General features: G+C 60.6%; 12 protein-coding genes and 1 pseudogene. 9 read left to right on the top strand and 4 right to left on the bottom strand.

Going from position 1 to position 14,087, the window contains the following annotated elements:
- Positions 1-92: 92 nt before the first annotated feature.
- Positions 93-1,094 (bottom strand): AraC family transcriptional regulator, encoded by a 1,002-nt coding sequence (locus P0D68_RS14800; protein ID WP_408296613.1) that lies wholly within the window; start codon positions 1,092-1,094, stop codon positions 93-95.
- 246 nt (positions 1,095-1,340) lie between these two features.
- Between P0D68_RS14800 and P0D68_RS14795 the strand changes: the two genes are divergently transcribed.
- The 8 genes from P0D68_RS14795 to P0D68_RS14760 all read left to right on the top strand — a co-directional run bounded on the left by P0D68_RS14795 (position 1,341) and on the right by P0D68_RS14760 (position 8,586).
- Entirely contained in the window at positions 1,341-2,396 is a 1,056-nt protein-coding gene (locus tag P0D68_RS14795; protein ID WP_408296616.1) for a beta-keto acid cleavage family enzyme, read from the top strand.
- Between the two features lie 181 nt (positions 2,397-2,577).
- Positions 2,578-3,897 (top strand): MFS transporter, encoded by a 1,320-nt coding sequence (locus tag P0D68_RS14790; RefSeq protein ID WP_408296619.1) that lies wholly within the window; start codon positions 2,578-2,580, stop codon positions 3,895-3,897.
- A gap of 114 nt (positions 3,898-4,011) precedes the next feature.
- The gene (locus P0D68_RS14785; protein WP_091795526.1) at positions 4,012-4,992 is read left to right on the top strand and encodes a quinone oxidoreductase family protein; all 981 of its coding nucleotides are present in this window, start codon (positions 4,012-4,014) and stop codon (positions 4,990-4,992) included.
- Positions 4,993-5,002: 10 nt separating this feature from the next.
- Complete coding sequence (locus P0D68_RS14780) at positions 5,003-5,851, top strand: TauD/TfdA dioxygenase family protein (RefSeq protein WP_091795523.1); 849 nt, start codon at positions 5,003-5,005, stop codon at positions 5,849-5,851.
- Between the two features lie 93 nt (positions 5,852-5,944).
- Complete coding sequence (locus P0D68_RS14775; RefSeq protein WP_091795520.1) at positions 5,945-6,493, top strand: RBBP9/YdeN family alpha/beta hydrolase; 549 nt, start codon at positions 5,945-5,947, stop codon at positions 6,491-6,493.
- Positions 6,494-6,564: 71 nt separating this feature from the next.
- Positions 6,565-6,978, top strand: coding sequence for a Rieske (2Fe-2S) protein (locus P0D68_RS14770; protein WP_091795517.1), 414 nt, complete (start codon positions 6,565-6,567; stop codon positions 6,976-6,978).
- Between the two features lie 44 nt (positions 6,979-7,022).
- Positions 7,023-8,168 carry a porin gene (locus P0D68_RS14765; protein WP_408296624.1) on the top strand — a complete coding sequence of 382 codons (1,146 nt, stop codon included), beginning with the start codon at positions 7,023-7,025 and terminating at the stop codon, positions 8,166-8,168.
- 31 nt (positions 8,169-8,199) lie between these two features.
- Positions 8,200-8,586: a BON domain-containing protein gene (locus tag P0D68_RS14760; protein ID WP_408185285.1), complete on the top strand. Its 387-nt coding sequence runs from the start codon at positions 8,200-8,202 to the stop codon at positions 8,584-8,586.
- Positions 8,587-8,813: 227 nt separating this feature from the next.
- Here the strand turns inward: P0D68_RS14760 and P0D68_RS14755 are convergent, their stop codons facing one another.
- A complete protein-coding gene (locus tag P0D68_RS14755; RefSeq protein ID WP_408185284.1) occupies positions 8,814-9,317 on the bottom strand; it encodes a hypothetical protein in 504 nt (167 codons plus the stop codon).
- A gap of 390 nt (positions 9,318-9,707) precedes the next feature.
- Positions 9,708-10,838: pseudogene (hpnI, locus tag P0D68_RS14750) on the bottom strand (bacteriohopanetetrol glucosamine biosynthesis glycosyltransferase HpnI); the annotation flags it as partial.
- A 618-nt stretch (positions 10,839-11,456) separates the two neighbouring features.
- On the opposite strand from hpnI, the gene hpnJ reads away from it, so the two are divergent.
- Complete coding sequence (gene hpnJ, locus P0D68_RS14745) at positions 11,457-12,878, top strand: hopanoid biosynthesis associated radical SAM protein HpnJ (RefSeq protein ID WP_091795503.1); 1,422 nt, start codon at positions 11,457-11,459, stop codon at positions 12,876-12,878.
- Positions 12,879-12,951: 73 nt separating this feature from the next.
- Here hpnJ and P0D68_RS14740 read toward each other — a convergent pair whose 3' ends face one another.
- Positions 12,952-13,845, bottom strand: a complete 894-nt coding sequence (locus P0D68_RS14740; protein ID WP_408185283.1) for a transporter — start codon at positions 13,843-13,845, stop codon at positions 12,952-12,954.
- Positions 13,846-14,087 lie beyond the last annotated feature (242 nt).

Raw genomic sequence — 14,087 nt, 5'->3', positions numbered from 1 at the left:
GCCCGCCGCATGCGCCAGAAGTGCTTGCGCATGCTCGATCGTCCAGGCATCGCTCGCGCGCTTCTGAAACAAGTCCGCACACAAGTCCGCGATCATTTCAAATGGCTGTTGCGCCAATCGCGCGGCGTCACGCCAAAGCGTGAATTGAACCAGTTCGTAAACGAACCCTGCTGCGAATAGCCCAGCAATGCGGAAACCCGCCCGATGGGATAACGCGGGTTGCTCATATAGCGCACGGCAAGTTCACCCCTGACTTCCTCGACTAGGCGCGAGAAGCTGGTATGGGCCAATTCCAGTTGGCGCTGCATCGTCCGTACGCTCAAGTGCAAATGCCGGGCAACCAGTTCGACGCTGGCCTGCTCGATGGGCAGCAACAAATAGATCGCCTTGCGCACTTCCAGCGCGGTCGAATCGACACCCGCCACGTTCAGTGAATCCGCGAGGCTCTCGGCATATCGCACCAGTTCCGGGTCAGCGGCGGGATTCGGGTAGTCGAGATCGGCGGCCGCACACACGAAGCCGTTGAAATCGCTGCCGAACTCCAACGGACAGCCGAAGAAGCGTCGATGAAACGTCAGGTCTTTCGGTCCCTGATGAACAAAATGGACCGAGCGCGGTTTCCAGTGATCGCCGAGCAGGGCGCTGGAGTGGCGCCAGAGAATGCCGACCGCGAGTTCGATCGCCTGATTCGTTGGCGTGCCCGGTTCGACGACCAGGTCTTCGCGGATGGTGACGGTGTCCCCCACGTCCTCGACGTACAGAGCCAAGGCTTCGTTCAACAGATGCCGGTATTCGACGGTGGCCAGCAGCACTTCGCGCAGCGTGCGCTTGTGCGCGAGCAGGAGATTGACGACACCCGTACCGAACTTCTGCCGGGTCTCGGCCATTTGCAGCGCGAAAGTCGGGCATGCGGCCTTTTCGGCCGTCAGCTCCAGCAGCCGGCACGCGGCGGCTGCCGGGATGCGATCGTCCGGATTGGCAAGCGCCGCGGTATCGATCCCGACCTGCTGTGCAAGCTCGACCGGATTCAGTCCGACCCGCCGCGTCACGTCGAAATAGCCGCTCATGGCTACCGAGCGCAACATCGTTTCCATCCCTTTGTCTCCGCACCCGTCTCGCAAGCGCCGCCGCTGTGTCTGGTAATGAAATGCCTACGGTGCGCGCATCTCGGTGTTAACGCGCAGTGGCATGAAATACTAAAAGGATGGCGCCCAATCATAAAAGTGTAGCGCAGGATTGCCGTATCGTGCGATCTCAACGGTTCATCATGTTCCGACCAGTTTTGATGCGACGGGCCTTGTCGCACGCGTCGGAATACCGTCACCCTATTGGAGAACACGATGCAATTCCTCGACGATTCGCTGCACCCCGAGAACCAGGACAAGGTTGTCATCACGACCGCTCCCTACGGCCCGGAATGGATGCCCGAGGACTTTCCGGAAGACATTCCGGTGACGATGGCCGAGCAGATCCAGAAGGCCGTCGATTGCTACAACGCGGGCGCGACTGTCCTGCACCTGCATGTGCGTGAACTGGATGGCAAGGGCTCCAAGCGCCTGTCGAAATTCAACGAACTCATCGCGGGTGTCCGCGCGGCCGTGCCGGACATGATCATCCAGGTCGGGGGCTCGATCTCGTTCGCGCCGGAAGACGACGGTCAGGCCGCGAAGTGGCTCTCCGACGACACACGTCACATGCTGGCCGATCTCGACCCGAGGCCGGATCAGGTGACGGTGGCGATCAACACCACGCAGATGAACATCATGGAGTTGCTCTATCCGGCGTACCTGGAGGGCACCTCGTTGTCCAATCCCGCGCTCATGGCCGCTTATAGCGAAATGACGGTTCCTGCCGGACCCGCATGGGTCGAGGAGCACCTGCGCCGGCTGCAGGCTTCGGGCATTCAGCCGCATTTCCAGCTGACGGGCATCCATGCGCTCGAGACACTTGAGCGCCTCGTGCGCAAAGGTGCCTACAAGGGTCCGCTCAACCTGACGTGGATCGGTATCGGCGGGGGCTTCGACGGCCCGAACCCGTTTAACTTCTTCAACTTCGTGCATCGTGCGCCGGACGGCTGCACGCTCACGGCCGAATCGCTGCTCAAGAACGTGTTGCCGTTCAACATGATGGCGCTGGCCATGGGCCTGCATCCTCGCTGCGGCATCGAAGACACGATCATCGACCAGCACGGCAACCGGATGACCTCGGTGCAGCAGATCGAGCAGTGCGTGCGCGTGGCGCGCGAACTGGGCCGCGAGATCGCTTCCGGCAAGGAAGCGCGCGACATCTACCGCATCGGTGTGCAATACGAAACGGTCGGCGAGACGCTTGCGGCCAACGGCATGGCGCCGAATCGCGAGGCCGGTGTGAAAAACCTGCCGCTGCGCGCGGCGTAAAGGACGGAGCGCGGCTGACGCTTCGCGGAGGTCGGGTTCCGGCCAAAGCAGCGCAGGCTAGCTTCCTCAAAGGCAGGGATCCCCGGTATGCCGGGGAGGGTTGCACGGTATCCATAAAGGCCCCTTTTGCCCGACAGGGAAAAGGCGGCCGCCAACGAGCTGGACACGAAGGAGACGACTCATGTTCACGCATGCTGAGCCCACGACGGCCGATGTATCGACGACGCAACATGGCGTGCGCGCGTATGCGTGGGTGGTATTTGCCTTGACGGTCGGGTTGCTGCTCTCCGACTACATGTCGCGGCAGGTGTTGAATGCGGTGTTTCCAATGCTCAAGGCCACGTGGAATCTTTCCGACACCCGGCTGGGCTCGCTGAGCAGTGTGGTCGCGTTGATGGTCGGCGTGCTGACCTTTCCGCTGTCGGTGCTCGCCGACCGCTGGGGCCGCGTGAAAAGCATTGTCCTGATGGCGGCGATGTGGAGCCTCGCGACGCTCGGCTGTGCGCTCTCGACGAACTATAACGAAATGCTGCTCGCGCGTGCCTTCGTCGGTATCGGTGAAGCCGCCTATGGCAGTGTGGGCATCGCGGTTGTCCTCAGTATCTTTCCGGCTCGGTTGCGCTCCACGCTCACCGCCGCGTTCATGGCCGGAGGGGCATTCGGTTCAGTGCTGGGCATGGCGCTCGGCGGCGCGGTCGCGGCTCATCTCGGCTGGCGCGCGGCGTTCGGCGCAATGGCGGCCCTCGGGATCGTGTTGCTGGTGCTCTACCGTTTTGCCGTCACTGAAAAGAAGCTGGCTCGACTGCAGCCGGCGGGCGTGAGCAGACCAGTGCAGAGCCACGGTGTATGCATGAGCTTCCGGGCGCTGATGAAAGGGCTCTTTTCGACGAAGTCAGTCGTGTGCGCCTACGTCGGCAGCGGTATCCATCTGCTGGTGCCGGCAGCCGTGTGGGCGTGGATGCCCAGCTTCCTGAACCGCTATTACGGCATGTCCACCGGCAAAGCGGCGATGAGCGCGGCAGTGTTCGTACTGGCAACCGCTTTCGGCATGGTGGTGTGCGGAATGCTGGCCGACCGGCTCAGCTCGCATGAACGCGAAAAGAAGTGGAGCACGGCCGTCGCCTTCTGCCTGATCTGCTTCGTAATGCTCACGATCGGTTTCCGGATGCCTGCGGGCCCGGCGCAGCTTGTCCTTATCGGCGTCGGCATGTTCTTCAGTGCGGGCGCTACGGGCCCCTCGGGTGCGATGGTGGCGAACCTCACTCCGCCGTCGATCCACGCATCAGCGTTTGCCACCCTGACGCTTGCGAACAACCTGCTGGGGCTCGCGCCCGCTGCCGTCCTGACGGGCATCGTGGCTGACCGGATCGGGCTGATCGGCGCGCTGCAACTCGTGCCGTTTGCACCGCTCGTCGCGGCGGCCGCCTTCTTCATCGGCAAGCGAAGCTATGGCGTCGACCTCGATCGCGTAAGTGCACTGCGCGAACAGGCCGGGCGCTGAGCCCACGATTACCCGCGTACTTTAGTACCTGGCAGGTGCGCCCGAAAGCAGGATGGGCAGACCCATTACAGGCCAAATAAATTTGCAGTTCGAGTAAAGGATAGGAGATTCGATATGGCCAAGGCAGTGCGTTTCCATGAAACCGGTGGTCCGGAAGTGTTGCGCTACGAAAACGTTGAAGTGGGCAACCCCGGCCCCGGACAGGTTCGCCTGCGCCATGAAGCAGTGGGCCTGAATTTCGCCGACACCTACTTTCGCTCCGGCCTGTACCCCGTGCCGCTGCCTGCAGGCATGGGTGTCGAGGCCGCGGGCGTGGTCGAGGCAATCGGCCCGGACGTGACCAACGTCGCCGTCGGCGATCGCGTCACCTATACCGGCTTTCTCAACACGCTCGGTGCCTACAGCACTGAACGCCTCGTCCCGGCGGCGCCACTCATCAATCTGCCGGATGCGATTTCCTGCGAAACCGCTGCCGGCATGACGATGCGAGGCCTGACCTCGTCTTACCTGATGCGCCGCATTCACGATTTCAAGGCGGGTGACACCATCCTGCTGCATGCTGCCGCCGGCGGTGTCGGCCTGATCGTGTCGCAATGGGCGAAGCTGCTGGGTCTCACGGTGATTGGCACCGTTTCGAACGAGGCCAAGGGTGAAGTGGCCCGCGCTCATGGCTGCGACCACATCGTCTACTACGGCCGTGAGGACGTCGCGAAACGCGTGCGCGAATTGACCAACGGCGTCGGCGTGGACGTCGTGTTCGACAGCGTCGGCAAGGAGACCTTCGACGCGTCGCTCGATTCGCTCAGGCGCCGTGGTCTGATGGTCTGCGTCGGGACAGCCTCCGGGCCGATCCCGCCGTTCAATCCGCAGATTCTGGCCATGAAGGGCTCGCTCTACCTGACGCGGCCCGCGCTGGCGGACTATATCGCCGATCCCGCCGAGAAGGACGAACTCGCCGGCGAACTCTTCGGGCATGTCGCCGCCGGACGCATCAAGATCGAACTCAACCAGCGGTACGCGCTGGAAGACGCAGCGCAGGCTCATCGCGACCTCGAGTCGCGCAAGACGACCGGCTCGTCAGTCTTCGTCATCTGAGGAAAACGCCATGCAAGTCGACCAATTGACGTACAGCATCGGCGCCGAACTGATCGGCGTGAATCTTGCCGACGCCATTCACGACGACGGTCTGTTCGCCGAGATCCGCGCGGCACTGCTCCAACACCGGGTGCTGTTCCTGCGCGATCAGGACATCTCGCGCGCCGAGCATGTTGCGTTTGCGCGGCGTTTCGGCGAACTGGAGGATCATCCCGTTGCCGGCAGCGATCCGGAGCATCCGGGCCTCGTGCGCATTTACAAGAACCCGGATCAGCCTAACGACCGCTATGAAAACGCGTGGCATGCGGACGCCACCTGGCGCGAGGCGCCGCAGTTCGGCGCTGTCCTGCGCTGCGTGGAGTGTCCGCCGGTCGGCGGCGACACGATGTGGGCAAACATGGTCCTCGCCTACGAGAACCTGCCCGATCACATCAAAACCCAGATTGCGGATTTGCGCGCCCGCCACAGCATCGAGGCGAGCTTTGGTGCCGTAATGCCGATCGAAAAACGTCTCGCGCTTAAGGCGCAATTTCCGGACGCGGAGCATCCCGTTGTTCGCACGCATCCGGAGACCGGCGAGAAGGTGTTGTTCGTGAACGCGTTCGCCACCCATTTCACCAATTACCACACGCCGGCGCGCGTGCGTTTCGGGCAGGACGCTAACCCGGGCGCGGGTGACCTGCTGCGCTACCTGATCAGCCAGGCCTGCATTCCCGAGTATCAAGTCCGCTGGCGCTGGAAACCTAACAGCATCGCGATCTGGGACAACCGCAGCACGCAGCACTATGCAGTGATGGACTACCCGCCGTGTCACCGCAAGATGGAGCGCGCCGGAATTGTCGGCGACAAGCCGTACTGATCGGGCAGCAACCGTCCTGCATGAGATTGGGGATAGTGCTTCGCGCTAACGCTGATCGACAGGGGACCGCTTCATGATTTTCGATAAGACGATATGACACCAACCATCCTTATGGTGCCGGGCCTGCGCGACCACGTCGCCGAGCATTGGCAAACACTGCTGGAGCGCAGGCTGCCCAAGGTAGCCTCGGTGCCGCCGCTCGAGCAAGACAAGCTCAGTTGCGCGGCACGCGTCGCCGCGCTCGATGCTGCCCTCGCGAAAGTCGATGGCCCGGTGATCCTGGTCGCCCACAGCGCGGGCGTGATGATCACCGTGCATTGGGCCCGGCAACACAGCCGCAAGATTCACGGCGCACTGCTTGCCGCACCGGCCGACCTTGAGACGCCGCTGCCGGCAGGCTATCCGGCCTTCGATGCGATCGCTCAGAACGGCTGGCTGCCTATTCCACGAAAGCCGCTGCCGTTCCCGAGCATTGTCGGTGCGAGCCGCAACGACCCGCTTGCGCAGTTCGAACGTGTCGAAGCGATGGCGAGCAACTGGGGCAGTCGCCTCGTCGACCTTGGCGAAGTCGGTCACCTGAATCCGGCTGCGGGATTTGGCGAGTGGCCGATGGCGGAGACGTTGATCAAAGAACTTGAATAACCGGAATCCACTATCCCCAAGGCGTTTTTAAGCGCCATGGTGTCAGTAGTCCAAAGCTAAAGGAACAGGCAATGTCACGTCAGATACCGGTTGGTGCGGTGGATGAACTCGCGCCAGGCCAGCGAAAACTGGCCTTCGTCGATGGCCGCAGCATTGTCCTGTTTAACATCGCTGGCACGGTCCACGCCATCGACAACGCGTGCCCCCACAACAGCGCTTCGCTCGCGAGCGGGCGTCTCGACGGATGCGTGCTGAGTTGCCCGGCGCACGGTTTGCGTTTCGACCTGCGCACCGGCCGCATGCCAGGCGCAGGCGGGTTGAGCCTGACGACCTTTCCGGTGCGTGCCACCGACGGAAAGCTGCTCGTTTGTCTCGAGGATCCGCTCATCAGTACCGTGCAGGCGCCGGCATGCGATGCCGCAGCGCGACACGCACCGGTATCCGACGCGGTGACAACCCAGCTTCATTCAAGCAACAAGCCATAAGCAGTCGGGGCCACCCGGCGCGCGCCACACCTGGAGGAGACACAATGAAATTCAAGTCAAGCAGCCTGGCAGTGCTGATAGTTTTTTCAGCGGCCGCTCATGCCCAGTCGTCGGTCACGCTTTACGGCGTACTCGACGCCGGACTGCTGTATCAGAGCACCTCAGCCGCATCGTTTCAGCCGAACGCGCGTAACCTGGGGCATGTTTATCAACTCAAGGACGGCGGCATTTACTCCAGCTTCTGGGGGCTGAAGGGAAGCGAAGACATCGGCGGCGGATACAAAATCACGTTCAAGCTGCAAGGCACGTTCAACACCACCAACGGCAAGTTCGGGCTGTCCGACACGCCGGGGACGACCGCGCTCTTCAACCAGTTTGCGACGATTGGAGCAACGGGACCGTTCGGCACGTTCGACGCCGGCCGGCAGATCATCCCGATGATCTACGCGATGTCGGAAACGGACGTGCGCGGCGCGCAGTACTTTGGCAGCATCCTGACCGCCTGGCTGGGCATGAATCAGGCGGCCGGCTGGCCCGGCACCAGCACGAACGCTCCGATCGGTGCGCTGTATGACAGTAACGCGCTGGTCTACTCGTCGCCGAAATTCTATGGCGCGTCGCTCGCGCTCGAGTTCGCGCCGGGAGGCAACGCAGGTCAGTTCCAGGGCGGCACGCGAGAGTCGGCCGTGCTCAAGTATTCGAACTACGGTCTGAATCTGGCCGCGGTGTACTACAACGGGCACGACACCAATCCATACCCGGCCAATTACCCGACGGGTCCGGCCGTTCCGGCGACAGGCCTCGCCAATAACCGCTTCTATTATTTCGGCGCGATGTACACGATCAGCGGATTCTCGTTATCCGCCTCGTACAGCGTCGGCAAGAATCCGGCGAAGAGCACCACCTACGACTTCGAGATGATTTCGGGCGGCCTTGGCTACCAGTTCAATCCGGTCTTCAAGGTGACGTCCGGCTACTACTATCTGAAGGATCGAAACAATTCGGCGAATCACTCGAGCGAGATCGCCGTGGGCGCGGAATACAGCTTGTCGAAGGCGACGAGGGCTTACGCGCAGGTCGGCTATGTGGACAACAAGGGAACGATGAACCAGACGATCGTCTATGGCACACCGGTCGCGCCCGGCGTCTCGACCACAGCGGCGATGGTTGGCATCCGCCATACCTTCTGATCCCGCCACCCCTATCAAACGGAGCAGAACCATGAAGAAAACCAAGGCACTCGGATTGACGATCGCCGCGTTGGGCGCTGCGGTGTCCATGAGCGCGTGGTCCCAGACCGCGCAGGTAGCCAGCGCACCAGCTGTTGCGCAAGGCTCGTCGGCGCAGGCGGCATCGGGTGCGGCCGCACCCACGGGGAGGAAAGCTGATCGCGCGCTGCGCCGGAAGGTGTACGCCGCCATCGGCAAATACAAGGAGATCAACGCCGGAGACATCAGTGTCACCACGAAGGACGGCGCGGTGACACTGAACGGCACAGTTGCGGAGACTGCCCAGATCGCCAAGGCCGAGGCGATCGCGAGAAGCGTCCCAGGCGTGACGTCGGTGAGCAACAAGCTGACAGTCAAGAAACCGTTTGGCGGCATGTAAGCTGCGTTAGTCAAGCGTGAGCTCGAAGACGGCTGCTCTCGCTCACTTCTACCCGTCCTGCAGTTGCGCGTGATTCCTACGCGCGACGAAGCGCCCGTCTGCCGTTTGATCAAGGCACGTCGATGGTCTGGCTTTCCCTCAAGCTCAACTGCCGCCGGCGCTAAAGTTCGAAGCCGGCCGGCTCCATTGCTTACGGGGGAGATGAAGGCATTGCCTGCTCGATGTGATTAGAACCGATTGCGCTGGCTGGGATCGAATTGGGGATCGGGTGATCGCTGCGTTTGCCGCAGGACGCCCTGATCGTCGAAATAGAAGTTGTATATCAAATGATCGATGTTGTTCTCCATGTACCGGTAGGACCAGACTTCCCGGCTCACGCGCTTGAAGTAGGAGGTTTCGAAAGGGCGGCCGAAGTTGACTAACACGTCGTCCCGGGTCCACTTTCCCACTTCGGCACGATGGAACTCATTGTCTCGAAGTACTTGCCGGACACCGAGCACTTTGCCTGAAGCGTCGATGTCCGCTGCCGTCGTCGTCGTTCCCATGGGCTGGGTCGGCCACATCAGCCGCTTGCCGCCGTTTGGTAGATCGTACGTTTCCTTCGGCGGGCCGAGGCGTGCAACAAGTTCGGACTGATCTGCGCCAGCGGCTACCTGTTGATGCGGTGGGGTGCAGCCCGCGAGCACCAACCCCGTGTAAGCCATGATCAGAAATGCAAGTCGGTTAAGCATGAAAGCCTCCGCTAAAGGTGATCGCGTCTGGCAGTCTCGCTTTCATGGAGCGTTGCGCCGCGGCTCGATGAACGGAGTGGGGCGCGCGCTGCTGTCACGTGGATCCGTTACGCTCGAAGGGACGACGCGGCGCCGACCGCCTTGACGCGTGAATTGTGTCCAGGGCAACGCGACGAAAGATCCAGCGTGTTATCGGTGAATGGGCTGGCTGACGCAAAACCGTAATCAACATTCATTTTGTTGGTCACTGGCTATTTGTAAAATCGAGGATAGTTATCCTTATCAGATAGCTTCATCGACAGCGTTAGGATACTTTGCTGTTTCCGGGCCCGCAGCTTCGAAGTCGCGCAACCTGCCACTTGAATTCGCACTACCGTCACCTGTCCTGACCGGCGATAACAGGCCGTTGCCATCTACCTTGAAACTGAAGCCGCGCCAGTTGACCCGCGTCGACAGAAAACTCGCCAGGAAGATCGAAAAGGACACGATGTCCCAGAACGGCAGAAGCCACAGGCCGCGAAGTGGCTGCCCCAGCGAGCGGTCCGACAGGACTTTCAACGCTTGCCGCGCGAGCAGCGCGAGCGCCGCAAGCAGCCAGGCCCAGGCGGCGCCTCCGGAAAGCAGCACGGCCAACAGGGCAAAGGCGAATGGATGAATCAGCGCTGAGCCCAGATGGCCGAGTGGATCGATTGTCCGGATGGTTCGGCTCCAGCGCAATTCGTGCGCAATCAGCTTGGCGGCGCTGGTCTCGCCGCAGGCGTGAGACACCGTGAACGGCGGAATCACCACCTTCTCGCCAGTCATGCGCACCGCTTCGCCGATCGCATGGTCCTCCGCCAGGTGATGCACGAACTTGGCAAAGCCACCGATCTTCTCGAGCGTTGCGCGCCGCATTGCAATCGTCTGCCCAAAGCACGGACGCGCGAGGCCAAGCGCAAGACCCGTGACGACGCTGGGCAGGAACTGGTAATTGGTCGCCATGGCCGACAGGCGAGGCCAGAAACCCGGATCGGGCTGTCCGCGATAGATGCAGGTGACGAGGCCCACGCCAGGCTTCTGCAACTCGCCGATCACATTGCGCAGATAACCGCTGCTCACGCTCACGTCGCTGTCCGCGAACACCAGCACATCATGCCGCGCCTCGGGCAACATGTTGAGAATGTTGCTCATCTTTCGATTGGGACCATAGAGTCGCGCATCAGCCACGACGGTGATATGTGCTCTGGGGTATAGCAGACGCAGTTGTTCGACCGTTTGCAACGCTGGATCTTCCGCGTCGTGCACGCCGAACAGGAAGTGCACCGGGCCTGGATAGTCCTGCTCGCAGAAGCTCGACAGGTTGCCAAGCAAGGACCACTCGTCACCGTGCAGCGGTTTGACGATCGTGACGGGCGGAAAGCAGGTGGGCTGCGATGTCGTACGGGAAAAGAAACGCCCCATTAATGCGCCGGCGAGCAGCGTATACACAATCCCCAGCGCGGCACCCATGGCGCACAGAAGCGCAAGCCCGATGAGAAACATAGGTTCCCCGTGCAGAGGATCGTCGAAGGCGGAACGTCTTATTCGTTGATGTTCGGAAGTATAGGGGGTTTGTCGCCTTTTGCCGAAAGCTGTTGTTGCTCTTTTTTTTGCGCCGACTTTCATTCCAGCGTCACGCGATGACAAGAACGCCGCACACGTCCCGGGACGCAGATGGCGGCAGGCCGGCGCTGAACGTCACCCACCCGGGGTGGTTAATTTGCCTGGCGGTCATAGCAACCCGCAGTGCTTACAGTTCGCCAACGGGTAACGTCATCTCACGGCATCCCTAACTAGACTAGGCGAAAAAAACCCTTCCTGTCGAGCGCGAGATTCGTAGTATTCTTGAACGTCCCTTCGTTTCATGGCGACAGCGGCCATTCCGCTCTGCTATTTCAGTCCCATTCGGTTCGATGGGGCGATGATGGTTCTATCTATTCTTGCTGTCTGCGCTTGCTGTCTGCGCATTCCGCTGTGGGGAGGGTAGCGTCAATGCCATCTATTGCAGCGACCCACTCAACGTTGAGTGCATGAATCAACTTCCCGTGCGTTGCCGACGCCCAGCGAGTTTCGGCGGGTGATGGATTCCGCGCATGCAGGCCATTTTCTTCGAGAGCATCTATGAAAACACTGTTTTTGCAGGCACCTTCATTCGATGGCTTCGATGGTGGAGCAGGGTCGCGTTTCCAGACGAAGCGCGAGATCCGTTCATTCTGGTATCCGACGTGGCTCGCCCAGCCCGCCGCGCTGATCGAGAATAGCCGCGTTCTGGATGCGCAAGCAGATGGCCTGTCGCTGGAGGCGTCGCTAGATATTGCTCAAGAGTGTGACCTCGTCATCATTCATACGAGCACACCTTCGTTTCCGAGCGACGCGCAATTCGCAGAGCACTTAAAGAAGCGCAAGCCCACGATACGGGTCGGGATGGTTGGCGCGAAAGTCGCCGTCGATCCGCATGGATCGCTTACGGCATGCGACGCTATCGACTTCGTGTGCCGCGAGGAATTCGACTTCACGTGTCGCGACATTGCGCAGGGTCTTCCGTTCGAGTCGATTCTCGGCCTGAGCTACCGTCTGCCCGACGGCGCAATCATGCACAACGAAGCCCGGCCCATTCTTGAAGATATGGACGAGTTGCCATTCGTTGCGCCCATCTACAAGCGCGACCTCAAGACAGAGAATTATTTCAGTGGCTACCTCAAGCATCCGTATGTTTCCATCTATACGGGGCGAGGTTGCAAATCGAGGTGCACCTTTTGCCTCTGGCCGCAAACGGTCGGAGGTCATCGCTATCGCACGCGGTCGGTCGAGAATGTTCTTGAAGAAGTGAAATGGATCAGGGACAACATGCCCGAAATCAAGGAGATCATGTTCGACGACGACACGTTTACCGATCTGAAACCGAGAGCCGAGGAAATCGCCCGTGGTCTTGGCAAGTTAGGTGTGACGTGGTCGTGCAACGCGAAAGCGAATGTGCCTTATTCCACCCTCAAGGTGATGAAGGAGAATGGCCTGCGGCTCCTGCTTGTCGGCTACGAATCAGGCGACGACCAGATTCTCGTGAATGTCAAAAAAGGCCTGCGAACCGATATGGCACGGCGCTTCACTGAAGATTGCCGTAAGCTCGGCATCAAGATCCACGGCACCTTCATTCTGGGGCTGCCGGGTGAAACGCGCGAGACGATCCAGAAAACCATCCAATACGCGAAAGAGATTAATCCGCACACGATCCAGGTGTCGCTTGCGGCGCCCTATCCGGGTACGAGCCTTCACAAGCAAGCAATCGAGAATGGCTGGCTGCAAGAGAGCAAGGTCATCAACCTCGTCAGTTCCACGGGGGTCCAGGTTTCAGCAATCGGCTATCCGCACTTGTCGCGCGAAGAGATCTATCGTGGCGTCGAGGAATTCTATAAACGCTTCTACTTCAGACCGGCAAAGATCTGGGAAATTGTCCGCGAGATGCTGGTGAGTTGGGAGATGATGAAACGGCGCTTGCAGGAAGGTGTGGAGTTCTTCAGATTTCTCAGGGCGCGCGAGGCTTAAAGAGCTTATCTGAAGCCACGTTTTTTTCGGCCTTGCGAGCGGAAGCAAACGTGGCTGCAGTGGCGAGATGGAGTTATCGGTCGAACCATCGATACTGCAGCGTCAGGGTAACGGACGTAAAGTCGCCACCTGCACGGGTCACAAGACCATGCGATAACGCGAGCTTGGTGGACCATCCGCGCGCAATCGGTGCGGACACCGTCACACCGTATCGCACGTTGGCCTGTCGATCTTCCGCTTCCACGTCGTTGGTCGAGGTCCGGCCGCCACTGGTGTATCCGAGGTCGCCGGCAAGCCAGAACCCGGGGCGGAACGTGTAGCCGCCGTGCAATTGAAAAGTCATCAGTGGGGCCTGAGTTCGCTGCGCACCGTTAAAGAACTCATTGTTGCTCGTAAAGAACCATACCCCCGCAGACCCATCGACGAACCACTTGCCAAGAGTCTGCGACACGCCGAACTCCGGCTTGAATGACCATCGGTTGGTTCCGATGTTGACTAATCGTGACCCAACGTATTGTCCCGTGGGCGCGATGATCGTCAAGCTGGTCCCGACCGCGGTTGCGGATTCATGCGCGGCAAACGCATCCGGAGGCAACGGCGGATTGCCGAACAGATTGAAGGCGAAGCGCAGCCGCATATCGCCCAGGCCAGAACGATGGACTTCTGTTGCCGAATCGAGAACATCTCCGCTGACGTTCCCGCGCGCGAACGGCAGCGCTATCCCCAGCGATGCCGTGTGCCCGAGAAAGCCAAACGTCGACACATAGGCGAGTGACCACAGATTGAACTGTGCACGTACCCCCGAGATGGGTAAGGACGAATCCGTCAGGACGTCGCCAGACAGATGCGACCAGGATGAGACCAGAAAATGCGTGCCGACTGGAGACGGAGAATAGGTGCGCGGTTCGAGTTCTTGAGCACACGCCACGCCGACCGGAAACAGAAATCCGGCTGCGGCAGTGCGCATGAGAGCCCAACGGCATGGACGATGCCTCATGGTCGGCTTGGGCAGGCGGCCATAGGCAACCTGGCTGGCCGCAAAATTTAAAGTGTAGAAGAGGGCACGATGTACGCAGCGTACCGGTCGCCTGATGACACAGGAATAAGACTTTGGTCCGATTTCATGCGATAGCCACGGGCCATACCATGAAACGATTTCGGGTCGGGCTGGTGCGCTGCGCGCACCCCGTCTAGCGAACGTTGCATGCT

It is taken from the genome of Paraburkholderia sp. RL17-380-BIE-A, assembly GCF_046028085.1.
Taxonomy (GTDB): domain Bacteria; phylum Pseudomonadota; class Gammaproteobacteria; order Burkholderiales; family Burkholderiaceae; genus Paraburkholderia.
This window is presented reverse-complemented; position numbering and strand designations above follow the sequence as displayed.